Origin of the sequence: Methylophilus sp. TWE2 (assembly GCF_001183865.1) — a bacterium.
Lineage (GTDB): Bacteria > Pseudomonadota > Gammaproteobacteria > Burkholderiales > Methylophilaceae > Methylophilus.
Window position 1 is genome coordinate 234,305 of record NZ_CP012020.1, and the last position, 25,500, is coordinate 259,804.

The 25,500-nt window shown below is 51.2% G+C and carries 24 protein-coding genes; 5 read left to right on the plus strand and 19 right to left on the minus strand.

Annotated elements, in window-relative coordinates:
- The first annotated feature begins 8 nt into the window (after window positions 1-8).
- Entirely contained in the window at window positions 9-896 is an 888-nt protein-coding gene (locus ACJ67_RS01070) for a transglutaminase family protein (protein WP_049637516.1), read from the plus strand.
- A 152-nt stretch (window positions 897-1,048) separates the two neighbouring features.
- Here the strand turns inward: ACJ67_RS01070 and ACJ67_RS01075 are convergent, their stop codons facing one another.
- Window positions 1,049-1,942: an N-acetylmuramoyl-L-alanine amidase gene (locus ACJ67_RS01075; protein ID WP_049637517.1), complete on the minus strand. Its 894-nt coding sequence runs from the start codon at window positions 1,940-1,942 to the stop codon at window positions 1,049-1,051.
- A 272-nt stretch (window positions 1,943-2,214) separates the two neighbouring features.
- Between ACJ67_RS01075 and ACJ67_RS01080 the strand changes: the two genes are divergently transcribed.
- Window positions 2,215-2,886 (plus strand): HAD family phosphatase, encoded by a 672-nt coding sequence (locus tag ACJ67_RS01080; protein ID WP_049637518.1) that lies wholly within the window; start codon window positions 2,215-2,217, stop codon window positions 2,884-2,886.
- Here ACJ67_RS01080 and tmpT read toward each other — a convergent pair.
- The 14 genes from tmpT to ACJ67_RS01150 form a co-directional block, all read right to left on the minus strand.
- The gene (gene tmpT / locus ACJ67_RS01085; protein WP_049637519.1) at window positions 2,869-3,507 is read right to left on the minus strand and encodes a thiopurine S-methyltransferase; all 639 of its coding nucleotides are present in this window, start codon (window positions 3,505-3,507) and stop codon (window positions 2,869-2,871) included. The genes ACJ67_RS01080 and tmpT overlap by 18 nt on opposite strands.
- Before the next feature lie 62 nt (window positions 3,508-3,569).
- Window positions 3,570-4,817, minus strand: coding sequence for a hypothetical protein (locus ACJ67_RS01090; protein WP_049637520.1), 1,248 nt, complete (start codon window positions 4,815-4,817; stop codon window positions 3,570-3,572).
- Window positions 4,818-4,994: 177 nt separating this feature from the next.
- The gene (locus ACJ67_RS01095) at window positions 4,995-5,306 is read right to left on the minus strand and encodes a hypothetical protein (RefSeq protein WP_049637521.1); all 312 of its coding nucleotides are present in this window, start codon (window positions 5,304-5,306) and stop codon (window positions 4,995-4,997) included.
- A gap of 57 nt (window positions 5,307-5,363) precedes the next feature.
- Window positions 5,364-7,394 carry a M3 family metallopeptidase gene (locus ACJ67_RS01100; protein ID WP_049637522.1) on the minus strand — a complete coding sequence of 677 codons (2,031 nt, stop codon included), beginning with the start codon at window positions 7,392-7,394 and terminating at the stop codon, window positions 5,364-5,366.
- Window positions 7,395-7,521: 127 nt separating this feature from the next.
- On the minus strand, window positions 7,522-9,273 hold the full coding sequence (ptsP, locus tag ACJ67_RS01105) for a phosphoenolpyruvate--protein phosphotransferase (RefSeq protein ID WP_049637523.1): 1,752 nt from the start codon (window positions 9,271-9,273) through the stop codon (window positions 7,522-7,524).
- Entirely contained in the window at window positions 9,274-9,543 is a 270-nt protein-coding gene (locus tag ACJ67_RS01110; RefSeq protein ID WP_018986886.1) for an HPr family phosphocarrier protein, read from the minus strand.
- 12 nt (window positions 9,544-9,555) lie between these two features.
- Window positions 9,556-9,963, minus strand: a complete 408-nt coding sequence (locus ACJ67_RS01115; RefSeq protein ID WP_049637524.1) for a PTS sugar transporter subunit IIA — start codon at window positions 9,961-9,963, stop codon at window positions 9,556-9,558.
- A 23-nt stretch (window positions 9,964-9,986) separates the two neighbouring features.
- Window positions 9,987-10,868, minus strand: coding sequence for an RNase adapter RapZ (gene rapZ, locus ACJ67_RS01120; RefSeq protein WP_049637525.1), 882 nt, complete (start codon window positions 10,866-10,868; stop codon window positions 9,987-9,989).
- Window positions 10,869-10,881: 13 nt separating this feature from the next.
- Window positions 10,882-11,832 carry an HPr(Ser) kinase/phosphatase gene (hprK, locus tag ACJ67_RS01125; RefSeq protein WP_049637526.1) on the minus strand — a complete coding sequence of 317 codons (951 nt, stop codon included), beginning with the start codon at window positions 11,830-11,832 and terminating at the stop codon, window positions 10,882-10,884.
- Window positions 11,833-11,974: 142 nt separating this feature from the next.
- Window positions 11,975-12,301: a ribosome hibernation-promoting factor, HPF/YfiA family gene (hpf, locus tag ACJ67_RS01130; RefSeq protein ID WP_018986882.1), complete on the minus strand. Its 327-nt coding sequence runs from the start codon at window positions 12,299-12,301 to the stop codon at window positions 11,975-11,977.
- A 180-nt stretch (window positions 12,302-12,481) separates the two neighbouring features.
- A complete protein-coding gene (gene alkB, locus ACJ67_RS01135) occupies window positions 12,482-13,120 on the minus strand; it encodes a DNA oxidative demethylase AlkB (RefSeq protein WP_049639699.1) in 639 nt (212 codons plus the stop codon).
- Window positions 13,121-13,152: 32 nt separating this feature from the next.
- Complete coding sequence (locus tag ACJ67_RS01140; protein ID WP_049639700.1) at window positions 13,153-14,055, minus strand: hypothetical protein; 903 nt, start codon at window positions 14,053-14,055, stop codon at window positions 13,153-13,155.
- 24 nt (window positions 14,056-14,079) lie between these two features.
- Window positions 14,080-14,652 (minus strand): hypothetical protein, encoded by a 573-nt coding sequence (locus ACJ67_RS01145; protein WP_049637527.1) that lies wholly within the window; start codon window positions 14,650-14,652, stop codon window positions 14,080-14,082.
- A gap of 247 nt (window positions 14,653-14,899) precedes the next feature.
- On the minus strand, window positions 14,900-15,472 hold the full coding sequence (locus ACJ67_RS01150; RefSeq protein ID WP_049637528.1) for a hypothetical protein: 573 nt from the start codon (window positions 15,470-15,472) through the stop codon (window positions 14,900-14,902).
- A gap of 239 nt (window positions 15,473-15,711) precedes the next feature.
- Between ACJ67_RS01150 and ACJ67_RS01155 the strand changes: the two genes are divergently transcribed.
- The 3 genes from ACJ67_RS01155 to ACJ67_RS01165 all read left to right on the plus strand — a co-directional run bounded on the left by ACJ67_RS01155 (window position 15,712) and on the right by ACJ67_RS01165 (window position 18,245).
- Entirely contained in the window at window positions 15,712-16,173 is a 462-nt protein-coding gene (locus ACJ67_RS01155; protein ID WP_049637529.1) for an FxDxF family PEP-CTERM protein, read from the plus strand.
- A gap of 396 nt (window positions 16,174-16,569) precedes the next feature.
- Window positions 16,570-17,802 carry an MFS transporter gene (locus ACJ67_RS01160; protein ID WP_049637530.1) on the plus strand — a complete coding sequence of 411 codons (1,233 nt, stop codon included), beginning with the start codon at window positions 16,570-16,572 and terminating at the stop codon, window positions 17,800-17,802.
- Between the two features lie 65 nt (window positions 17,803-17,867).
- Window positions 17,868-18,245, plus strand: a complete 378-nt coding sequence (locus ACJ67_RS01165) for a DUF4186 domain-containing protein (protein WP_049639701.1) — start codon at window positions 17,868-17,870, stop codon at window positions 18,243-18,245.
- 51 nt (window positions 18,246-18,296) lie between these two features.
- Here ACJ67_RS01165 and ACJ67_RS01170 read toward each other — a convergent pair whose 3' ends face one another.
- The 4 genes from ACJ67_RS01170 to ACJ67_RS01185 form a co-directional block, all read right to left on the minus strand.
- Window positions 18,297-19,760, minus strand: a complete 1,464-nt coding sequence (locus ACJ67_RS01170; RefSeq protein WP_049637531.1) for a TolC family protein — start codon at window positions 19,758-19,760, stop codon at window positions 18,297-18,299.
- Window positions 19,750-22,938 (minus strand): efflux RND transporter permease subunit, encoded by a 3,189-nt coding sequence (locus tag ACJ67_RS01175; protein ID WP_082163879.1) that lies wholly within the window; start codon window positions 22,936-22,938, stop codon window positions 19,750-19,752. Before ACJ67_RS01175 ends, ACJ67_RS01170 begins: the two co-directional genes overlap by 11 nt.
- Before the next feature lie 35 nt (window positions 22,939-22,973).
- Entirely contained in the window at window positions 22,974-24,056 is a 1,083-nt protein-coding gene (locus ACJ67_RS01180) for an efflux RND transporter periplasmic adaptor subunit (RefSeq protein ID WP_049637533.1), read from the minus strand.
- Window positions 24,057-24,278: 222 nt separating this feature from the next.
- Window positions 24,279-24,620, minus strand: a complete 342-nt coding sequence (locus ACJ67_RS01185) for a hypothetical protein (RefSeq protein WP_049637534.1) — start codon at window positions 24,618-24,620, stop codon at window positions 24,279-24,281.
- Window positions 24,621-25,500: the final 880 nt, after the last annotated feature.

A 25,500-nucleotide genomic window follows, 5' to 3' on the forward strand; every position in this document is an offset into this window, starting at 1 on the left:
GGCCCACGATGCGTTACCAGGTCGAACATCAAACAGTTTATAGCTACGATTTGCCGGTGATTCAATCACAGCAATTGCTGCATCTCATGCCACGGCAGACGCCTTTCCAGCAATGCATTTCTTATACGTTGGCTTGCGAACCACAACCCGCCGAACAGTCACGGCGGCAGGACTTTTTTGGCAACAACAATGATTACTTCACCATCATGACGCCCCATCAGGCGCTAGAGGTCACTTCCAGATTTCAGGTTGATATCCAGCCGCGGCCGCTGATGGCTGATTTTGTGCAAAGTCCGCCCTGGGAGCAAGTAAAAGCCCTGTTAAAAGACCAGGACACCCAACATCTGGATGCGGCCCCGTATATCTATGCCACAACCCGGGTGACTTGTAGTGAAGCATTGGCCAACTTTGCCCTGAGCTGTTTCACGCCGCAGCGGTCGCTACTTGAGGCTGCCATGGCCTTGACGCAAAAAATTTATACCGAGTTTGAGTTTGACCCCCAAGCCACCGATATCTCCACCCCCCTGGATACGGTACTGGAAGGCCGCCGCGGCGTCTGCCAGGACTTCGCGCATCTGATGATAGGCGCGCTACGCTCTATCGGCCTGGCTTGCCGTTATGTCAGCGGGTATATCCTCACCCATCCGCCCGCTGGCCAGCCACGCATGATCGGTGCAGATGCATCGCACGCCTGGCTGTCAGTGTATTGCCCGGTCTACGGCTGGGTAGACTTTGATCCTACCAATAATTGTTTGGTCCAACAGGAACATATTACTGTGGCCTGGGGCCGTGACTTTGGCGATGTGTCACCCATGCGCGGCGTGGTGCTGGGAGGCGGCGCGCAGCAACTCACGGTGAGTGTGACTGTGACGCCACTGGAATATGCGGTGGCTTAAACGCGATCAAAAACAGAGTTTCTCCTGTGTTTTCAGCCAACCTTTGATATTGATCAAACCTGTATGCGGGCACATTGTTTAATCTAAGGCCTTGAGAGATAGGTAAGTCCACAATTCGCCCCGATCCATCGGGGCATTTTTTTGCCTGGTGCTTATCCGTAACGCTTTTTATATTCGTCTTTCAGCAACTGCCTGAACTCCGTCATGGTCATCGACAAGGCACCGCCAGGATCATTCTTTCGCCAGCGTCCTATGCCTTTGGGGCCTGCCACTTCGTCATGGCCCAGCACATAGTCAAAGTTAAATACACTGGGATTGTTTGCCTTGGCCCAGACTAAAAACTCAATTAACGTCGTTTCCTGTGCTTTGGTATAAGGCAAGTAAGCGCCGGCCAGAATATTGTCCTGGTTTTGCGTGATCACGCGTACTTTTTTGGCATCCAAAGGGTATTTGCGGCCAGTGTCCCAATAGGTATAAAACTTGCCGTCATATACATCGAGCCGACCTGGATTAGTGATTTCAATCCCCACCAAAAAATTGGAGACCCCATTGCGTTTTGCGCCATCAATGGTCCAGGCACTTTCACCGGCATGATAGCCCCATTGGTTGAGCGGGTTGGCCTGCACCAACTTGCCGTCGGTGCCTATGCAGCAGAAAAAATAGGGGCTGCTTGAGATGGCCGTGACCGCATTTTCAACACCCTTGGAATATTGGCCAGCCGTAAAGTGGATGATGGCACCAGAAGGATACCCTTTAGGGTATTCTCCCTGCGCTGCACGTTTGATATCAGCGCGTATCAGGGCTTCGGGGTACCACAATTTTTTTTCGCCGAGCGGGTAGCGCTTTTTTGCCGGGGCCGCCTCTTCAACATGCAAACTGGGGCGGGGCGGTTCGGGCGGCCTGAATTCTTCAGGCATAGGCTCTTCGAGCAATTGCGAGAGGATTTCAATCTGGCTAAGCGCCAGCGCATCCACTTTGGGGTCGGCGGATAATCTGGCAATTTGCATGGCAGACCAGCGCAAGGTATACAGTTTTGCTTTATCCATCAGGGGCTCCTTAACGATATGCTTCGCTATTGACTGCCGTCACATGCTGCTGCTCCCATCCTGTGGCGGGTCGCTTCATGGCATGACGTTCCGTGATGCAAAATCTGAATACCGTGGTGTCATGTGGTTTTATATTAACCAGCCTTTGTTAAGTTGTGTAGGAATTTCAAGCTGGCAAATTTTAAATAAATGATCGATTCGTGAAAGTGTCTGTTTCACCGCAACGCAGTCGCGATAAAATGCTGTTTTGTCTGGTGGCGGGTGTTGTTTAAGTGATTAAAGCAGCTATTTTTGATATGGACGGTCTGTTGATCGATTCCGAGCGCATTATTATGCAAGGCTGCATACAGGCCGCAGCTACCATAGGGATTACCTACACACAGGCCGAGTATGTGGAACTCGTTGGGCGTGTCTGGTCAGACTCCACCCGGCTCATGACGCAGCAATTGGGCAGTGAGGCTAACTTTCAACACGTGATGCAGGGGCTGAATGCCTTCCTGGAAACGCGAGACCATGCTTTTCCATTGAAAGATGGCGTGCAAGCATTGTTACAGTATTATCAGTCGCATGGGATTATTTGTAGCGTGGCGTCTTCATCACCCATTCCTCATATTACACATCGGCTGACGCACACCGGCGTACTGGATTATTTCAGCCATGTGACGAGTGGCCAGGAGGTTAAGCGCGGCAAACCGCATCCTGATATTTACTTACTAGCGCTTGAGAAACTGGGGCTGCCCGCAGACGAATGTATCGCGTTTGAAGACAGCGAGCTGGGCGCACAGGCGGCGATTGCGGCTGGTTTGCGTGTGGTGGTGGTGCCTGACCTCAGGCAACCCAGCGAGCAGGTGCGGGCAAACGCACACCAGGTGGTAGAAAGCTTGCAACACTGGCTGGAGCACCATGACAGCCTGGTTGGATGCGATTTATCGCGGACGCAGTAACCAGGCCGTTTCTTCAGCAGGGTATTGGCCCTTCATGCCTTTCTCCTGGTAAGTACTGGCCCGTTCTGTCAGCACATAGTGTGGCTCATAGTGGGCGCTAACTTCTGTTCTGCTCACACTAAATGGCGGGCCAGGCACCAGCGACTGATCATATTGAAAGCTGATCAGCAGTTGCGGTGCCGTTTGCGTGATGGACATCAGATGACGAGAATATTGCTTGCGCATTTCGTCTGGCAAGGCAATGAGTGCTGCGCGGTCATAAATGGCATCCACAGTGCCTAGCTGGTCTTGCGTTAACGCGAAAAAGTCGCCCTGCAATATCTCTATCTGCTCGGTACGATAATGTCTCAGTGAGCCTGATTGCGTGATCTCTGGGGCTAGTTTGAGTTCTGTAAAAAAAGCGTCCACTGCTAACTGGCTCAGTTCAGCGCCAACCACCTGATACCCTTGCGCCAGCAACCAATGCATATCCAGTGATTTACCGCACAGCGGAACAAAGACGCGCTGACCAGCCTGCAACCCCAGAGCCTGTAAATGTGCCAGCAAAAACGGGTTGATATCACCCTGGTGAAAGCCTATCTGCTGGTTCTGCCAGCGCTGGTGCCAGAAGTCGTGTTGCATGGAGGTCTCTGCTTACTCAAAACAAGTAGTATAAAACAGTCGCCCGCGGTGCACCGGCAAAATTATTTGGCTCCCAGCTGGCTCAGCTTGGCTTGCGCTTCCAGTACGCCTTCTTCCACCCCGGCGGCTTCCGTGAGTTTAGCCACATTGTCGCGTGTGAAAAAGCCATCAAAACCATCGTAGCGCTGCACGTATTCGATAATCAACGATGAATGTTCGGAGGCATTAGAGAATATCTGTTTCAGGCCTTCTTCCTTGGAGCCAATCACATCGAGTAAAAAGCCTTTGCCCTGGCTGGCAATCGCATCCACCACAAAATCGATATTCTCCTTGCCATCGCGCGTGCCGTCTTTCACCGACAGGGCAATATGATGCAGGCGTGGGCCATAATTACGCACAAAAGTCTCAGTAGGCGAAGGTAGTTTTTCCAGGTGATTGACAAAGTAAGGTGTGTTGTTGGCAGTAAATACTTTGGCCGGGCTTTTGGTTTCGGCAAACCCATGTGCACTTTTGGTGACGTTGGTGGATGAGTTCTGGTCCCAGATATTGTAAGCACCCCAGAAAAAGTAACTGGACCAGGACAGGTATTCCAGGATCGCCACTTCGCGGTTCTGGCTATATACGCGCGTGGCCAGATGGTCCACAGGCAAAATCAGGTCATCTATACGCAGCTTGGCCTGTTGGTCCTTGGCCTGCTCATAGGCGGCCTGCACATCCGGGCGTATGGTACTGATGCCCAGTGAGTACACACGTAATTCACCTGGATCGCGTTTCATATAACCAACAATATTATGCGTATAGGGCGACGGCTTGCTGATCGCGACATTGCCTGGCAGTTCCAGCTTACGCACTTCGTCCTGCGTAAAGAAGCGGAACTCGCGTTCCTCCTGTAATCTGACTACTTCATGCATATTGGTGACACGGATAATCTCACCCATATATCGGCTGTTCGGTTTACGCGCGCCCACCGGGTAAATCTCGTTGAGTGAGCGGAAAATGCCGCGCAGGTTGGGGTCCTTGACTTCGCGCACCAGCAAATCCGGCGAGTTGAGGTCTATGCGCAGGATATGCGTCCAGTGCTTTTCACTCTCCAGCGTCACAAGATAATGGTAAGAGGTCATTAAAGACAGTTCGGCGATGTACTGGATCGAATGATCCGGGTCCACCGTGATCATCAGGGCATCAATCTCCTGAATCATGTCGGTCAGGCCCATCTGGTCGCGTTCTTCTAGCAGTTTTTGCAGATACTCCTCAAAGAAAGCCGAGTTCTGTTTATCACCGTGGCGCGCAAAATCGAGAGAGTTAATCATGATGCTTCAGTATTAAAGGTAATACTACGTTTAAGCAAGGTACGTTCCCGCTGCGCAATCAGCGCCTAAGCCTGTCCACTAGCGCTTTGCAAGCAGGTTTGTATAAAGACATCGCCAACAGCCTGCATTAAAAAGCAACAGGGCAACCTTGGTTGCCCTGTTTTAGTGCTTTAAAGTTTAACGGCCTTTACCACTGAGTGAGCCACGTTTGAGGATAGGGTCATCATAGGCAATGCAGCGGCCTATGCCCAGAAAACTTGGCCGCATCCCCAAGGGGCAACTATTGCTGCGCTCAAACTGCTCTACTTTGGTTTTCGCGACTTCTGCTTTTTTGGCATCCTTGAACTCCCAGTAACCGTTGGAGTGCAGGATCACTTCGTCGCCTTCAACGGTTTTGGCTTGTATGTCATCCTCTGCAGGCTGGGCGGCAAAACTGTATGAGCAACTGAGGCATACTGCAATCAGAAGCCAGCGAGCTGTGTGTAACATAGGGCGGTCCTTGAGTACGTAATAAATAAAAGCCAGGTCTGCACGACCTAGCTTGGGTTATTGTGACATGCCATTATGCCTGAGCAAAGCATCCATGCTCGGTTCGCGGCCTCTGAAGGCCACAAACGATTCCATCGCCGGACGAGCACCGCCTTGTGCCAGTACCTCATTCTTAAAGCGGCTTCCCGCTTCTTCAGACAATACGCCCAGTTCTTCAAACAGGCTGTAAGCATCCGCAGAGAGTACCTCTGCCCATTTGTAGCTGTAGTAGCCAGCCGCATAACCACCGGCAAAAATATGGCTAAAGCTGTTGGGGAAGCGGTTCCACTTCGGTGGACGTAATACCGCCACTTCTTCACGTACTTGCTCTAGCACGTCCAGGGCGGTTTGTTTGCCTGCCGGATCAAAGCTGCTGTGCAGACGCATATCGAATAATGAAAACTCGATTTGGCGCACGGTTTGCATGCCAGCCTGGAAGTTTTTGGCCGCGACCATTTTGTCGAATAGCGCACGTGGCAGTTGCTCACCACTGTCGACATGTGCCGTCATATGGCGCAACACGTCCCATTCCCAGCAGAAGTTTTCCATAAACTGGCTGGGGAGCTCTACCGCGTCCCATTCCACACCCTTGATGCCGGAGACACTATATTCCTCGACCTGGGTCAGCATATGGTGCAGGCCGTGTCCAAACTCATGAAACAGCGTGATCACTTCGTCATGGGTGAAGAGCGCAGGCTTGTCGCCCACCGGTGCGGAGAAGTTGCAGGTCAGGTAAGCGACGGGCAGTTCAATGCCACTGGCTGTTTTGCGGCGCGTGATACATTCATCCATCCAGGCGCCGCCACGTTTGCCATGACGCGCATACAGGTCGAGGTAGAAATAGGCAACTGGCTGGCGTTGCTGGTCGCTAATTTCGTAGAAACTTGCATCCTTATGCCATAAGGGCGCGTCGGTTTTGCGTACCTGCACGCCAAAAATGGTTTCAACCACTTTAAATAATCCGGCCAGCACTTTGTCTTCCGGGAAGTATTGTTTCACTTCCTGATCAGAGAATGCGTATTTTTCTTCACGCAGTTTTTCGCTGATATAGGCCACGTCCCAGGCCTGCATATCGCTAAAGCCCAGTTTCTCGGCGTAAGCTTTGAGCTCGGCCATGTCTTTTTCAGCGTATGGTTTGGCGCGTTTAGCTAACGTATCCAGAAACTCAATCACTTGTTGTGGTGTATCGGCCATTTTGGTGGCCAGTGACAGCTCGGCGTAGTTTTTAAAGCCTAATAGCTGCGCCTCTTCCTGCTTCAGTTTGAGCAGGTCGGCAATTAAATGGGTGTTGTCCCATTCCGGTTTGCTGAACTCAGAGGCGCGGGTGGCATAGGCGCGGTAGAGGGTTTCGCGCAATGAGCGATTGTCGCAATACTGCATCACCGGCATATAAGACGGGAAATGCAGGGTAAACAGGTAACCGCTCTGGCCGTCCGCTTTTGCAGCTTCGGCAGCTGCTTGCAGCGCGTCATCAGGCAGGCCTGTTAACTCAGCAGCGTCTGCAACCACATGCTTGAAGTCATTCGTGTTGTCCAGAATATTCTCTTCAAACTTACTGCCCAGTTTGGAGAGCTGTTCGGCAATTTCTTTGAAACGCACTTTTTCCGCAGGTGGCAGCTCGGCACCGCCGAGTTTAAAACCACGCACTTCGTTATCGATGATTTTCTTTTGTGCCCGGCTGAGTTGGGCGTATTCGGCACTGGCTTGGATCGCTTTGTATTTGTTATACAGGCGTTCGTCCTGCGACAGGTCGCTATAAAAGTCGGTCAGTTTGGCCAGGTTTTCGTTGTAGGCTTCACGCAACTCCGGCGTGTTCACCACTGCGTTCATGTGTCCGACCGGTCCCCAGCTACGCGACAGTTTTTCCGAAAAATCTTCAATCGGCTGCACGAAGTGTTGCCAGTCAGGGGTCTCTGTGGCCGTTGCCAGTTGCTCGACCAGGGCGCGGCCTTCAGCAAGCAAGGTGTCGATGGCCGGAGACACATGCTCCGGGCGGATGTCATTAAACTTAGGCAGGCCAGTAAAAACGAGTAATGGGTTAGTGCTCACAACGTTATCCTTTGATGAATACAATGCTTGATAGAGGCTATTATTAGCCAAATGTTCGCGTGTGGGTCATTGTATATTTTGATGATGGTGATGAATTTTGCAAATACAAGGACAGGGCTAGTCCTTGTTACAACAGCTCACCGTTAAATTTTTTAATCAGGGGTTCAATTTTTTCCAGGTCACTAAACGACAGGATCTTTTTGGCCTGTTTGGCCAATATGCTTTCTTCGCTTTGCAGAATTTGTGATTTCACGCTCAGGATATGGGAAGGATGCATGGACAACTGTCGCATGCCCATACCGACCAGCAGGCGCGTCAGCTTGATATCGCCCGCCATTTCACCACAGACCGAGACCGGTTTCTGGTATTTTTCTGCGGCTTGTATGGTGAGTTGTATCAGGCGTAACACGGCCGGATGCAACGGGTTATACAAATGCGCCACCGCATCGTCAGCCCGGTCAATCGCCAGAGTGTACTGAATCAGGTCGTTGGTGCCTATGGACAAAAAGTCGAGTTCTTGCGCAAACGCTTCAGCATTGATGGCCGCCGCTGGCACTTCTACCATGCCGCCCATGTGTATCTGCTCGTCAAACGGGATGTTTTCCTTGCGCAGTGACTCCTTGGCCCGCTCAAGTAACAGCCTGGCCTGGCGCAGTTCGGCCAGGTTAGACAACATGGGGATGAGGATTTTGACCTGCCCGTAACGTGATGCCCGTAACAGGGCGCGGAACTGGGTGTGGAAAATATGTGGCTCAGCCAGGCAGTAGCGCACAGCACGCAAACCCAGGGCCGGGTTAGTGGCAGTGACCACTTCGTCCGGGTTCAGTTGCTTGTCTGCACCGATATCCAGCGTACGGATGGTCACCGGATAGCCTTTCATGGCCTCGGCCACGTGCTTGTAGGCCTCAAACTGCTCCTGCTCGCTGGGCATCTCGCTGCGGTTCATAAACAGGAACTCGGTGCGGTACAAACCTACCCCCACAGCGCCAGACGCTTTTGCACTGATCACGTCTTCGGGGACTTCAATATTGGCCAGCAAATCAATCGCTACGCCATCGACAGTCACCGCTTTAGTGGTTTTGATCAGTTGCAGCTTTTGTTGTGCTAGCTGCCACTGGTTTTGCTTGAGCTTGTATTCGGACAGGACTTCCGGGTCCGGGTTGACAATAACAACCCCGGCGGCGCCATCGACAATCATCAATTCGCCGTCGTTGATGAGGTCACGTGCGCGTTGCAATGCCACAATCGATGGAATATTCAGGCTGCGAGCCAGAATCGCAGTATGTGAGGTCACGCCGCCGACATCGGTGATAAACGCCGCAAACTGGTGATGCTTGAACTGGATGGCATCGGCCGGCGATACATCATGTGCCACCAGGATCATGGCACGCTCTTGCCGGGCTTGCAGTTTCTTTTCGCTGGCAGCCAGCTGGTCTCGGCCCAGCAACACTTTGATCACACGTTCAACAACTTGCACCACGTCCTGTTTTCGCTCACGCAAGTAGGCATCTTCAATGGCGTCAAACTGGGCCACGATATCATCCATTTGCTGCTTGAGCGCCCACTCGGCATTGCATAGCTCATCGCGGATAATGGCCTTGGGTGCCTCGGAGAGCGACTTGTCACTGAGCATGGCCAGGTGCGTGTTGATAAAAGCACCCAGCTCGGCGGGAGCGTTTTTGGGCAATTGTGACTTGAGTTGCTCAAGATCGTGTTTGACCAGGGCAATCGCGCGTTCAAAACGGGCGATTTCGTCATCGACACCGCTAGCCTCAATCTTGAAGTGCACGACCTCCAGCAAGGCATGGGAAATCAGGTGGGCATGGCCAATGGCGATGCCACTGGACACACCGACGCCGTGCATGCTGAAACTGGTCAATTACTCACCCTCACCAAAGTAGTCATTCACCAGCGCTTGCAGTGCCGCCAATGCCTGTTCTTCGTCCGGACCGGTGGCTTCAATGTCGATGATGCTGCCTTTGGCTGCAGCCAGCATCATGACACCCATAATACTTTTGGCGTTGACACGACGGCCGTTTTTTTCGACCCAGACTTCGCTTTTGAACTGGCTGGCCGTTTGGGTGAACTTGGTCGAGGCGCGAGCATGTAAGCCGAGTTTGTTAATGATTTCTACAGAGAGTTTGGCCATAAGTGTTTAAAGTTATTGTGCGTGATGACAAGTGGTTTTGGTGAAGTGGACGACGCCATCGCGGCCGCCACTCAGTGCTTTCTGGATGCAGGAATGCAGGCCTTCGTGGCGGTAATTGAGAACGCGGACCAGCATGGGCAAATTCACTCCGGCAACGCCTTCGATTTCATCTGGCGTTAGCAGGCGAGTGACAATATTGCAGGGCGTTGCGCCGTAAATGTCTGACAACACTAATACCCCTTGGCCGCTATCGAGGTTTTTAACCAGTGCCTGTGCTTTGGGCAATATTTCGGCTGGGTCGTCATGTTTGGAGATTTCCAGGAAATCCAGCTGTGCCGGGCGATTGCCCATCACATGCGTCGCGCAATCAATCAGGCTAGGCCCCAGGCTGCCATGCGCAATAATCAATACACCAATCATAAGTTTGCTCTCAGAATCCGTAATTAAGGGGTGGCGGTGACAGGCGCATCGTGCAATTCACGATGACGTGTCATCACTTGATGCTGTTGCTTGAAATAGGCGCCCAGTTGTTCCACCAGATAGACGGAACGGTGTTGCCCCCCGGTGCAGCCGATGCCGACAGTGACGTAGCTGCGATGATCGTGATAAAAGCTTGGTAACCATTTTTCTATATAGTGCTGAATGTCTTGCTGCATTTCAAGCACCATGGGTTCGTTTTGCAGAAATTGCTGGATAGGCGCTTCCTTGCCATTGTAAGGGCGCAAAACCGGGTCGTAATGGGGATTAGGCAGACTACGCACATCAAACACAAAGTCAGCATCCAGCGGGATGCCATGTTTAAAGCCAAATGAGATAAATGACAGCACCAGTGAGTGGTCGCGCGCTTGCTGGTAGCTTTGCTCGAGTTGCAGCATCCAGTCACGCGTATGATGACGCAATGCATTGGCCGACAGGTTGCTGGTATCTACATGATGGCCCAGGTTACTCAGCCCGGATAACAGGTCACGTTCGTGATTGATGCTTTCGTCCAGCGCCTGGTCAGGCGTACTCAAGGGATGTTTGCGCCGGGTTTCGGAAAAACGTTTCACCAGCGTCTCGCGGCTGGCATCCAGAAAAAGCAGGTGAACAGCAATGCCCTGTGTTTTCAGCGTTTGCAGGATATCTGGCAGCGATTCAATGGCAATGCTGCGGCTATCGATACTCACAGCGACTTTGGCCGCGTCACGGTCAGCCACATGGTTTTGGATGTGGGGCAACAAGGTGGCAGGCAGGTTATCAATACAATAATAGCCGCTGTCTTCAAACACGCGCAAAGCAATGGTTTTACCCGAGCCCGACAGACCTGTCACGATCACCAGCTGCATGTACCCAACCTTTTCATCTTAATTTGCTTTCCCGGAGCATGATTTGTTTTTGCCGTTGCGTCAGCTGTTTGGTGGCATTCACGCCGCGCAGCAGCAACATATGGTTGCGCACGGCGGCTTCAACCAGTACCGCGATGTTGCGGCCAGCCGCAATGGGGATAATGACCTTGCTGACTTCCACATCCAGCACGTGCTGGGTTTGACGGTTGGCGCTCAGGCGGTCCAGGTCTTGCGGTTTCAGTTCATCCGCCAGTTCCAGCTGTATCATCATGTCCAGTGGTTTAGTCGGTTTGACCGCATTATCGCCGTAGAGTGCGCGGATATTGAGGATACCCAGGCCACGCACCTCTAAAAAATCTTGCAGCAATTCCGGGCAGCGGCCTTCTATGCGTTCCGGCGAGATACGGTAAAAATCGACAATATCATCCGCCACCAGGCGGTGACCGCGCGAGATCAGTTCCAGCGCCAGTTCGCTTTTACCAATCGCGGCGCTACCGGTGATCAATACGCCAAAGCCTTGCACCTCCATAAACACGCCATGCATGCTGGTGGTTTCTGCCGTGGCCACCGCCAGGTAATGGCTCAGCAACTCCATCAGCTGCGGGCTAATCAACGGTGTAGTAAACAAGGGAGTTTGTGTTTGTTGCGCGGCTTCGAGCATGATGGCAGGGACTTTTTCGCCGTTGGCGACCACCACCATGGCCAGGTCTGTTGAAAATAAATTACTCACCGCCTGCTGCACCGCGAGTATGCTCAAACCGCCCAGGTAATCCATTTCGGCACAGCCCAGCACTTGTACGCGATTGGGATGCACAAAATTCAAATGACCGACCAGCGCCAGCGACGGTTTGGTCACGGTGCCTGAAGTCAGGATTTTTTGACCACCAGACTCGCCAGCCACCCATTTCAATTTGAGTTTGCTGCGTATCTGTTTGTACAAATCAGCGACAGAGATTTGCGCCATACGGGGTGTCAACATGTCCACAAGTGATTGAGGCTCATTTTACAACTGAATAGCAGGTGGTGGGAGTGAAACGACGTAAAAGTGATACAGAAGTGGTTGTTTGAATTCTCTACCCGAGCGGGTAGAGAATGTGAGGCAAAACTTAGGAACTCAACTGGTGTTTCACTGCGCCACCAGATTTATGGTGGTCACCGTTTTTTTCCTTGTGTTTTAATACCTGACGGTCAAGTTTGTCAGTAAGCATGTCGATGGCACTGTACATGTTCTCATCGGTGCAGGCAGCGTGCAAATCGTTGCCTGGAACGTGCAGTGTGGCTTCAACCTTTTGGGCGAGCTTTTCAACAGACATGGTGACTTTGACATCGATCACATGGTCGAAGTGATTGCTGATACGCGTAAATTTGGATGAAACGTAATCGCGTAATGCCGGAGTGATTTCTAAATGATGTCCAGTAAGTTGTAAATTCATGACAAACTCCTTTTCTCAGAAATGGTGCCTTTCCAGAGCCAATTGCCTTATCAATTGGATAGAGAGGACAGTTTCAGTTTACTCTTTTGAGAAACAGATGCAACCCGGAAGTGAAGTGCTTTATTGATGTTAATCAGGTGTTGCGCAGACTTTTTATCAACTCCATCATTGAGCGCAAAATCATCCCGCCTTTCTCAAGGTGAGATTGATACGGCAGTTGCCTGTCAGAGAATGTGTGCCTGCCTTAACGGGGCTAACACCATGGTAAAACCTTCGGCTGGCACCTCCCCAGACCACCACATCGCCATGCTGTAGCGGAATTTTCACCGGTTTGTCACTACGCTTGCTGCCCCCAAACAGAAACGTGGCCGGCAGGCCAAGTGAGACAGAGACAATCGGCTGAGTGAAGTCTTTTTCGTCTTTGTCCTGATGCAGACCCATTTTGCAGCCCGGCGCATAGACATTGATCAGGCAGCTATCAGGCACAAACTGGGAATAGCCCGCTTTACCGGCGGCCTCTGCTGCCAGTTGCAAAATCACTGCGGGCAGGGGAGGCCACGATACATTGGTTGATGGGTTGACGGGGCTGTAACCATAGCCTTGTGCGTTACTCACCCAGCCTAGTGCCCCCATGCTGCTGGTTTGCACCGACATCACATAGCCCATGGGGGTCATCATGTGCTGCGGTGGGTGTGCGGTCAGATGGTGTTTTACACAGGGCCACAAGGCATGCATTTCTGGCAGCGCAAATCCAGGCAGCCAACAGGCGCCTTCCGCAATTGCAATTGAGTGTGGGCGTTGTTCGGTAAATAAATCCATCGTCATGGTTTGCGTTCGAAGAGAAAAGTGGATTAGTGCATCCACTCGATACGGACATTCTTTTGCCGCGCAAGTTTTTCCATATGCGGGATGGCGCGTTCCAGATTTAGCAAATGATCCGATGCCGTTTCCTGATGAAAACCTAGCACCATCACAGGATGCCGTGCACTCAATAATTGCTCAAACAGTTGCACCAGCTGTTTGGCACTGGTGTAGTCGGCCAGGCCAGCGTTATTGGGGCATTCCATGAGTTCAACACTCAGTGCAAATGGCTGCTCAAAAGGCGTGCTCTGTGGATGTAACTGTTTAAGCAGGCGGACCAGGCGACTGTCTTTGTGCCAGCGGGTGGTGAGCAAGTTAGCATCAATATAAGAGCTATCCCAGATAAACCGGTTAGCTTCCAGTGCCGCTTGTAATTTGGGGCCAAATTGCCATGCCCCGGCACGAAAGTGACGGGGGCGTTGAAAGCCATTGGTGACCAGCAGATCACTGCTGCAAGCAACGAGTTGCGTCAGTTCCAGTTGGTTGTAAGCATATTCGAGGCTCACTGAGTAACCACAGCTTGCTTCGCGGCAGTCCTCTTTGGCATCGGAGATGGAGGGAGCCGTTTGAAAGGTGACACCGCAGTATTGCACCAATGAACGCATGGGATGCAGATGCAGGCCGACTGTATCCTGCGGCAGGAATGTGCTGCGGATATGGCTGCCGATTTGCGCACGGTTGGCGCCAGGTTGCAAAAAATAGGCCGGGTTAATCAGATGTAATAAGGGGATGTGCGGAAATTTTTCCCTGAAACTGCGCATGGCATGCAGATTGTCTTCCTCTAGCGACAGGCCTTCCCAATCGACTGTGACCCAAAGCTGCATGGTTTCCCCTGCCTTTAGCGGTAAAGCCAGGCAAGCAATCAAGACCGTGAACACTATTTTTACAAGCATGTCCGCGGTCTTTGCATGCATGGGCTAATTCTGAGCGCATTTAATGAAGTGTTGTACCATTCTGCCATCCATCATTTGCGAGGTTTGCTTGGTCAACCGACATTCTTTTTCGGGATCCAGCGTCCACTCGGTATTATCAATTTCTGTGTAGCGGTCTCTGTCCCATGACCAAACGGAGTCATGGCCGCGCGTGGGTTCCTCGCCCATTTCTTTGAGTTTTCTGTATCCGCTTAATTTCTTATCCAGAATTTCCAGGGTATGCGTAGCCGGGTGAGTCCAAATAGGCTTCGCTGTCTTTGCTTTCACAGGAAACATCCACATTGGGCAGTAATGCGCGGTGCAGACACACATATGCGCAGGCTTCACCAGGTAAGCTTTTGAGGCAGCATTCAGGTGAACGATCTCAGCTTCAAATAGATCATGCGGTTTCACTTCCTGGCAACTGGCAATGCGGCTTGGCCCTACTTCTTTGGTCAGGTAAGCGGTAATGTTTGCAGGCAGTTTAGCGGGATTCTGGAAGTGTTTTTCTATGCTGTATTCTTCAGATGCCATTAAGGCTGACGGGAACAGGAATAAAAGCAGGAAAAGTGTTTTCATGAAAATGACTCATTGATTGCAAAGTAGTATTTTCCAGCAAATTTGAGTTTTTTGCGCGTGTATCTTCAATTTTTACAATGCTAGGTGCTTGTTTGCAAGGAGCAAACACGAAGAGGGCGCGCGTCATCTATTTAATTTGGTATTTTTACTGTTTTATTAGTTGATGCGTATGAGGCAAAGCTTTATTGAACAATTTTTGAGTCAGCGTGAGGTACACCCTAAGCTGACATTTTGACAGGAAGAAGGCTTAAGTTGATAAAGGTTGTGCTGCGGCTAAAAGGTAGGTGCGTACGTTATCTAGGGAGCTGTACACAAACTCATCCTTCACTACGATGTAAGAGAGACACAATGAAACTCCCTGTATGTGCTTAAACTTTGGCTCGAGTGATTGTTTTACATGACCACCACTATGCACTAATACATTTCTAACAATACGTAGTTGATTTATACAGGTGTAATTGTCCTTAACTGCATCAAGATTAATTCCTGCATGCTGGGTTAGATAGTTGTGCATGCATTTACGGTCATCTCGACCTTTGGCATCCCACCATGGGAGGCTCAAGTTGTGAAGGTTTTTGTAAGTATCACATAGCTTTATCAGCCAAAACTCTAGAAGGCTGTATGAGTCGATAACCATCCCTGGCTTGATAAGGTGAGAGAAGCCATGGTATTGCGCCTGTGATAACTCAGAGTCAAGGTCTTGAACCTCAAGCGGGGTCTGACTCTCTTCCTTTGTGGCATCATAGTAGACTGCAAAGAGCTTATTGAAATAGTTCTCCAGACTTTTGCAAGAAGAATCAATTTGTGCGGTGAGTTTCATTTCCTAGTCCTACCTGGTTGAGTGCTTGTGTTTAAACAAAACCGAAAGCTACATCTGTTGCTACAGCTCGACGGGAGGCACGGGGGGATTGGCTCCGCCCTAAATCTATTAATGTCCTTACGAAAATTTGCTGTGGAATTTTTCTATTTGGCCTATCCGGGCTATTGTTGAGAGTATATGCCTCTATTAGAATGCATATCGCAGTAAATATTAATAATAAATCACTTTAGGAGAACACTATGCTCGGGAAAGCATTCTTACTTGGAGGAATGTTAGTTTCATTTGGAGCTAACGCGGCTGTTATAGATTTTGATGTCAATGATATTGACCCAACAAACGCTACTACCATTTTACAATTACCTAGCCAGAACGGCGTCTTCAATTTTGCTGGTTACTTAAACACAGGAGGCGAAGTCCAAACAAATCAAAACCCAGGTGATACTTTTGGTTTGTATTTGGGTAGCACTTTATTGAAGCCACTAAGTAGTTTTACTTTTGACAGTACAAATGTGGGCTATTCATTTGACTTCAAAAACTTAGCCGCAGGAAGCTACACTTTACGTTTCAACATAAATGGCAATGCAACTGCTAGAGCTTTCGATTTAACTTCAACGATAACTCCGGTTCCAGAGCCTGAAAGCTTTGCCTTAATGGCAGTTGGTCTCGGTATACTTGGATTAATTGCACGTCGTAAGGCGTAATGTTATGAAACGGATTCTTATTGCAGTGACAGTTTTAAGCCTATTATTGCCCGGTTGTGTGGTTGTAAGAGACCATTGTCCACCCGGACAGGCTAAAAAGGGTAATTGCTAAGGCGAACGCTTATTTTCAAAAGAAAGACTCAGGGTAACCCCTTGGGTCTTTTTTGTTTGCTCTAGGCAAACTCAGGGAATGGATAAAACACGTTGTTGCTGGTAATGCGAGGTATTAGGGTGCATACAAGGGAGGCGGGTGCGCCTCATCTATAGCGGCAGAGTCGCACGAGGTCAACGACGGCTCATCAGCTTTCGCCTACTGCCTGATTCACTGCACCCGCCCTGGAATTGTAGGGCATTCCACGACATTCGGCCATGCATGCATAGCGTATAATTCGTGCTATGTCTTTATCCATCCGTCAGATTCTGGCCCATCAGGGCTATGCGCTTCCCAAGTTGCTCACTTACCGTATTTTCATGGTGCTGTCTTACCAGATGATGATGGTTGCGATTGGTTGGCATGTTTATCAACTCACGCATGACCCTTGGTCTTTGGGCCTGATTGGCCTGGCCGAAGTGATTCCGTATATGGGTAGCGCATTATTTGCCGGACATGCCGTGGATCACTATTTTTCCCGTCGTGGATTTGCAATGGTCTCGGCCCTTTTCCTGGCCATGAATGCTGGTTTGCTGGTGTGGATTGCCCAATATCCCGGACCGCATACTGCGACATGGATTTATGCCACGGTAGCCTTGACCGGGTTTGCGCGCGCCTTGATTTCACCAAGCTACAACACCCTGTTTGCGCTGATTATTCCGCGGGCTTCCATTGCCAAAGCCTCTGGCATCGGCAGCTCCATGTTCCAGATAGGCCTGATTGTCGGCCCCGCCATCGGCGGCCTGCTGGTTGGCTTTGCCGATACATATGTGGCCTATGAAATTTCTGCCTTGTTGGCGCTTGGGGGCGCCGTGGCTGCGCTGGCTTTGCGTGTCCAAGAACACCGCAGCCATGCGCCTATGCGGGTGTTCGCCAGCATAGGCGAAGGCTTGCGTTTTGTGCGGCGCACGCAAGTGGTGCTGGCGGCGCAGCTACTGGATATGTTCGCTGTGTTGTTTGGCGGGGCGGTTGCCATGCTGCCAGCCTTTGTACATGACATTTACCAGATGGGTCCGGAAGGGCTGGGCGTACTGCGCGCTGCACCTGCTTTGGGCGCGATTGTGACCGGCATCTGGCTGGCAAAACATCCTATTCACAAACATAGTGGCCGCTGGTTATTGCTGGCTGTCGCCGGATTTGGCCTGTGCATGATTGCGTTTGGTTTGTGTCGCACCTATTGGCTGGGTATTATCATCCTGGCGATGTCTGGCATGATGGATGCAGTGTCTGTGATCTTGCGGCAAACCATTTTGCAACTGGCCACGCCAGATGGCATGCGGGGGCGTGTGTCAGCCATCAATGGCATTTTTATCGGCTCGTCCAATGAGCTGGGGGCATTCGAGTCCGGACTCACAGCCAGGCTGATGGGCCTGGTGCCTTCGGTGGTCTTTGGCGGATGCATGACGCTTCTGGTGGTCGGCGTGACTTGGTTTAAAGCGCCTAAATTAAGAGATTTGCATCTCATGGATCTGCATTAGTACCTCGTGATAGGGACTCGCTATAACTAGTCAGCTCCCTGCAGTATGGTTGAAGGGTTATGTTCATGCGTGATCTGGATCAGTTATTTCAAGCTTTGCAACGCTCCACATTCCGCACAGGTTTTCGCCTGAATGCTAAAGACCAGCACTATCTGCAGCAAAAAGGCTTGTCAGTGGTGCTGGATCATGCCGAAAAATTCATTGCCGAACGGTTGGCACCGGCGGAGATTGCCAATGATGGTCAACAAACCCCCATGCGTGGTCATCCGGTGTTTGTGGCGCAACATGCCACCGCCACTTGTTGCCGTGGCTGTTTAGCCAAGTGGCATAGGCTGCCCGCAGGCCGTGCGTTAACGCTGGAAGAGCAGGCGTATGTGGTTGTGGTGATTGAACGCTGGTTGCAAAGTGTTATGGCTGATCCAGCAAGCGCTGAAGAAGAATAAAAAAGGAGAAGGCCGTGAGGCGCTTCTCCATGACACGTAGTCCTGATTACCTTATGGATTCGGCGTTGGCTTGGTTTCAGCGGTCTGCCAGCCGCCACCCAGCGAGCGGTATAAATCCACCACGGCCGCCACTTGCTGCTGCTTGGTTTCTATCAGCTCCATCTTGGCATCCAACGCATCACGCTGTGTCAGCAACACTTCCATGTAGTCTGCACGCGCGGCTTTAAACAACTGGTTGGCCACGTCAATTGACTGCGTCAATGCCTCTACCTGCTTATTCTTCAACTGGTAGTTTTTATCCAGGTTGTCGATATTGGCAATCTGGTTTGCGACTTCCATATAAGCATTGATGATCTTTTGCTCGTAGTCATAAGCCGCCTGGATCTGCATCGCATTGGCACTCTTGTACTGTGCCTCAATCGCATTCCGGTTAATCAGCGGTGCCACCAGCTCGCCACCAAAACCGGCCATGACTGAAGCCGGAATATTCAGCAGGTATTTCGGATCAAACGCCTGGAAGCCCAGCCCGGCGCGGATAGAGAACGACGGGTAGAAGTTGGCTTTGGCTACATCAATATTGAGCTTGGCGGCCGAAAGCTCCAGCTCCGCCTGGCGAATATCCGGGCGATTCGACAGTAACTCCGAAGGCACGCCAGTTTGCACCACCTTGTTTTGCATGGACATGAAATTTGCCGATGCACGTGTGATGGGTTGTGGCGTCCTACCCAACAGGAAGTTGATGCGGTTTTCGGTTTCAACAATGCTTTGCTTCAGCACATACTGGCGGCTCTGGTTTTTCTGTACTTCTGCTTCAAACCGTTTCACCGCCAGAGAGTTGGCGCGTGCATATTGCTGCAACTGCTTCACCACTTCGAGCGCGTTCTGCTGGATCTGGATATTCTGGTCCAGCGTGGTCAGCTCGTTATCCAGTGCGATCAATTCATAGTAGGCATGCGCCACCTCGGCCACCAGGTTGGTGACCAGGAAGTTTTTACCTTCAATGGTCGCCATGTACTCCATGACGGCCACTTTGGTTGCATTGCGCAGTTTTTTCCATACGTCCAGTTCCCATGAGGCCACCAGGCCAAACTGGTAGTTGCCGAGGAAACGCGGATTGGAACGGCCTTCCTTGATATCCAGGTTCTCTTCCACCGCCCCGTTACGGGTGTACTTGCCGACTTTCTCTTTATCGGCGCTGGCGCCGATGCCGACAAACGGTAAGTACTCCCCCTTGCGGGCCTGAATTTCATTCTGGGCAACACTAATGCGTTGCGCCATCATATGAATTTCCTTGTTGTTGTTGACGGCAGTGTCTATCAGTGAGACCAGGTGAGGGTCATCAAAAAAGTCCTGCCATTTCACCGCGGCACTGTTGCCTGCTGGCGCCACGGTTTCCTGATATTGCGTAGGCAGCGTGGTATCCGCCTGTTTGCTGTTAATCAGCGGGATGGCGCAAGATTGCAGCATCAGCGACACTGCACCTGCCACTATCCAATATATGTGCTTATTCTTCATCGTCATCATCATCCTGATGGGTGTTGTAATGGTAGGTCTCGGTGAGTGGTTCTGTCTCTTCCTTGCGGATCAGGGATTTGCCATCAGCCAGCGTGCCAAAAATGTAATAGAGGCCAGGGATGATGATCACGCCAAAGATGGTCCCGAACAGCATGCCACCCATGGCCGAGGTGCCGATGGTCCGGTTACCCACGGCACCGGCACCGGTGGCAATCACCAATGGGATCAGGCCGGCAATAAACGCGAATGAGGTCATCAGGATAGGGCGGAAGCGGGTTTTTGCCCCCTCAATCGCCGCATCGCGGATAGACATACCCTGGCCATGTTTCTGTACCGCAAACTCCACAATCAGCACGGCGTTTTTACCTAACAGGCCAATCAGCATGATTAAGCCTACCTGCGCATAAATGTCATTAGCGAGCCCAAGCGCCTTGAGCAGGAACAGCGAGCCGAAAATACCGGCAGGCAATGACAGGATGACGGCAAACGGCAGGATAAAGCTTTCATACTGCGCGGCCAGCACCAGATACACAAAGCCCAGCACCACCAGGAAAATCATCAGCGCTTCGTTACCGCGTTTTTCCTCGTCGTATGACAAGCCCTCCCAGGCGATGTCATAGCCTTTGGGCAAGGTGGCCTTCGCCACCTCTTTGACCGCAGCAATGGCAGCAGCCGTGGTGTAGCCAGGGGCAGGTTCAGCACGGATGGCGGCTGAGTTATACAGGTTGTAGCGGGTAATTTCGTTCGGACCCTGGCGCTTTTTCAGTGTCATGAAGGCCGAGTAGGGCACCATTTCACCATCTTCATTTTTTACAAAGTAGTTCAGCACGTCACTGGGGTAACGGCGGAACTCAGGTCCTGCCTGTGTATACACCTTGAAGAAGTTATTAAAGCGGATAAAGCCTTGCTCATAAGTACTCCCGATCAGGATGTCCAGGTTGTTCATGGCATCTTCAATCGAGACCTTTTTCTGCATGGCCAGCTGGTTGTCAATGATCAACTCATACTGCGGATAGTTGGCAGCGTAGAATGTAAACAGGCCGGTCAATTCCTTGCGTTTGCCCAACGCAGCCATAAACTCCTTGTTCAACTTGTCAAAGACATAGTAGTCAGCCGTGGTCGTTTTATCCAGCAAACGTAATGAAAGGCCTGAGGCCGCACCATAACCCGGTACTGCAGGTGGCTGGAAATACTCCACCACCGCACCAAAGTTCTTGGTTTTTTCTTCCAGCTCTTCGATGATTTGTTTCACCGACTGCTTACGCTCAGACCAGTCTTTCAGGTTGATAATACAAGTACCGGCGTTAGAACCGCGCCCTTCGGTCAACACTTCATAACCGGCCAGAGACGACACAGACTCGACGCCTTCCACCTGTTTGGCCAGTGTTTGCAGATGACGCGCCACCTGGTTGGTGGTTTCTAGTGTAGACCCCGGTGGTGTCTGGATAATGGCGTAGATCATGCCTTGGTCTTCACCTGGGATAAAACCAGCAGGCAGCGTTTTGTCGACATAGAAAATACCAGCAGAGAATAATGCCAGGACCAGGAAGGTCACACTGCGCAAGGTAACCACTTTCTCCAGGAAGTTGGTATAGCGACCGGTGACCTTCTCAAAGACCCAGTTAAAGCCATCCAGAAATACTGAAATAGGCGTTTTGCGTTTGGGTTGGCCGTGGGTATCCTTGAGGATCATGGCGCACAAGACCGGTGTCAGTGTTAACGCGACGATACCGGACAGCACGATGGAAGACGCCATGGTGATCGCAAACTGGCGGTAAAACACGCCGACCGGACCTGGCATAAAGGTGATCGGGATAAATACCGACGTCATCAGCAAGGTAATTGCCACAATGGCGCCACCGATTTCACCCAAGACACGTTGTACTGCTTTATAGGGCCCCACATGGTCCGAGGCCATTTTGGCATGCACGGCTTCTACCACCACGATGGCGTCATCCACCACCACGCCAATCGCCAGTACCAGGGCAAACAGGGTCACCAGGTTGATACTGAGGCCAAACGACTTCATGACAAAGAAGGCACCAATCAGCGAAATCGGTACCGCCAGCGTCGGGATCAATGTCGAGCGCCAGTCGCCAAGGAAAATAAAAACCACGATGGCTACCAGAACAAACGCTTCGCCCAAGGTGTGGATCACTTTTTCAATCGATGCATCCAGGAATTTGGAGACGTCGTAGTTGATTTCATAATCCATGCCGGCCGGGAAGCTCTGTTTTAGCTCCTCCATTTTGGTTTTCACGTCAGCAATCACTTCACTGGCGTTGGTACCATAGTTCTGCTTGAGCACAATCGCGGCGGAAGGGTAGCCGTCCTTGTTGGAATAAATGTCGAAGAACTCACTGCCCAGCTCTACTTTCGCCAGGTCTCTCAGATGCAGGATTTCGCCGTTGGCATCGGCACGGATAATGATGTTGCCGTACTCTTCAGGCTTGTTGTAACGGCCCTTGTACACCAGCACGTATTCTTTTGACTGTGCGTAAATCCCCGAGCTTTGACCCAGGCGGCCAGGACGGCCAATCACGCTCTGGCTGCTGATCGCATCCATCACCTCTTTGGTGGAGACCTTGTATGCCCGCATACGCTCGGGGTTGAGCCAGATACGCATGGCGAACTGGCGGCTACCCAGGTTTTGTGCCTGTGCAATGCCGTGTACACGCTGGATTTCAGGAATCACGCTGACGTTCACATAGTTAAACAGGAATTTCTCGTCAGCGTTTTTATCTTTACTGTACAGGTTCACATACATCAGCATGCTGGGCTGCACGGTGTTAACGATGACCCCCTCTAACTGCACCAGCGGGGGGAGCTTGCTCATGACCTGGTCCAGCCTGGTTTTCACCAGCACCATGGCAGCGTTGGGGTCTACACCCAGGTCAAAGATCACCTGTATCGTCGCTTCACCGGCACTGGTGGCGTCAGACACAATGTACTTCATGCCTGGCACCCCGTTGATGGCTCGCTCAATCGAAATCAGCGAAGACTGCACCAGTACGTCGGCACTGGAGCCTGGAAAAGCCAGCGTTACAATGACGCGGGGTGGCGCAATTTCAGGAAACTGCGAGATAGGCAGGGTTTTAATCGATAAAAACCCCATAAAAATCATGACCAGCGATAACACTATCGCCATCACTGGTCGTCTGAGAAAGATGTTTAGCATGGATGTGTCACTTTCGTGTGATGTCGGCCTAAGCCTTATTCTGCGTAAAGTTCGAGCTCAGGCAGGACTTTCTCGGGTGCCTTGTAGTCGATATCGATTTTCTGGCCATTCTTCACGCGGCGAAGCCCCTCTAGCAGTACGGTGTCCGTGTCCTTGAGGCCGGATTTGATAATGAACAAATGCGGCACTTCGGCAGCGATTTTAACCATGCGCTGTTCCACCTTGTGGTCCTTGGTCACCACATAGACAAAGGTCTTGTCCAACACTTCAAAGGTGGCTTTTTGCGGGATTAGCATGGCGTTGGGGTAAGGCACATCCATGAGGATAGTGCCGGTCTGGCCATGGCGTAGGAGGCGGTTAGGGTTGGGGAAGTCTGCCCTGAATTCGATGTTACCGGTTTTGTTGTCAAAGTCGGCTTCCACCGTTTCAATCGCCCCCGGCTGGTCAAAAATGGCGCCATTGGCCATGCGCAGTTTGACCGGCACGCCTTTCTCCTGCTTCTGGTGCAGCTTGAAGTCCAGATATTCTGCTTCTGGTACGTTGAAATACACCCACATGCGGCTATTGTCAGACAAGGTCGTCAGCAAATCACCTTCGTCCAGCAGGCTGCCTTTTCTCACCAGCAAATGATCCATGATGCCGGTAAAAGGGGCATTGATGTTGGTAAAGTTCAGGTGCGTTTGCGCCAGTTGTACCTCGGCATTGGCTTTGTCCAGTTTGGCTTTGCCCAACGCCAGTTCGTTTTGCGAAACGATGTTTTTCTCAGCCAGAGCCTTGGTGTTTTCGTATTCAATCTGCACAGTTTTGGCTTCTGCCTGTGCTTTCAGCAAATCCACCTGGTATACGTTAGGCATGATTTTAAACATTGGCTGGCCCTGTTTGATCACCTGACCTTCACCTGCGTATACATCCTGTAAATAGCCGCGTTCCAGTGCACGTAACTCAATATGCTGGATGGCATGAATCTGGCAGACATACTCCTTGGTGATCATGGTGTCTTTGTGCCAAGGATGGGTGACCTCCAGTTTTGGCGGCGCCTCTTCATGCGCCTCCTCGTGGTGACAAGCGCTGAGCAGGGAGCCAAGCAAGCCTAAAACGATTAAGTTCTGTTTAATCATAAGTGTGTTCTTATCTTGAAAATGAAGAAAGTTACTTGCACAAATCAGGGGGCGGTGTATGCCTGGCTGCATAAGCCACGCTGAATCACTAAGCTATTCTTCTCTCACTGCTAAAACGTACACCGTTGGTAGGCACAGTTCTGGCGCCACAGCGCAGGTGCTGTCATCGTCGAGGGAATAAGGGCTGGCGATCAGCGGCATCATGGCTGATGCAAGCGCGGATTACACCTGGGGCAGGGCGGGAGGTGCGCGTGAGTGTAGGTGCCGAACACACACCGGGCGTGGAATCACGCGACGGCGAGGCAGCGCCAGTAAAGCAAAGGGAATCACGCAGGCAATGGTCATGCTTGCGGGAGGAGAAATGAGTGGCGTCAGCGAGGTCAGGGGTGACTCGCCGTCCCCTGTATATTCCACCACTTCCGCGACGCGCACACGGACCGTGTCGTCACTGTAACCAGAGTGATCGGAAAACTCTGCGACTAATGCAAAGCCGAGCACAGCCAGCAGCACTGTGACGACCCACAGTCTGAGTTGCAACGCGGCGGTGTTCAGATGTTTATGCATTAAGTGAGTAACGGGAAATAATCAAATTTCTTTAGAGGGTTAACAGTGAGGGCTGTGATCAGCGCTACTTTTTATACCTTTACAATGCTTACATTAAACCCTTTTACATAGCAAATGACAATAAGCGAAAACGCGTAGTTCGAAGAAAAACGGGGTTTGTAAGCTGGGTGTCAGTTTCAGAAGCATTTATTACAATTTATGGATCTATATCGCGATGGAAGAGGACTGAGGTCTCCTCTTTTTGGCCCGAGGCTAGATGAATAAATATTCTTTTCGCCTCTAGGCGAGTTACTTTTCTTTGCTTGCACAAAGATAAAGTAACCAAAAGAAAGTGCACCCTAGCTTCCGCTTATTTCCTGCGTTGCTCACCAAAATAAGCGCTCGCAGAACTCATCCTAGCGGCCTGCACACAACGCCGGCCACTGCGGGATTCGGACAGCCGCTCGCTTAATCTTATTTTGCCTGCGCTACTCGGCGCGTCAGATAGGGGCCCAACAAACCATGAGCGCCACGATTTGTGAACTGAATAACAGAATGTGTGTTTTTTTAAACGTCCAAACTTCTACGCTGTGAGTTTGGCGAGACAAATCCCATCCCATCACGCTTGATTTCATTGCTTGGCAGGCGGAATAAGGTTGCAGCTTGTTTGAATCCCGCAGCAGCTTACGTTTTGTGTAAGCTGCCAGGTTGAGTTCTGCAACCGCGACTGACGAGTAATGAAATCAAGGGAGCCGAAGGCCGTGATGGCTGGGTGCCCTCTTCTTTGGTTACTTTCTGTGGGGCAAGCAACAGAAAGTAACTCGCCTACAGGCGAAAGAGAGCATGACAAACAATCACCAACTACACGCGTGCGCATACATGCCCACGCTACCGTTATTGC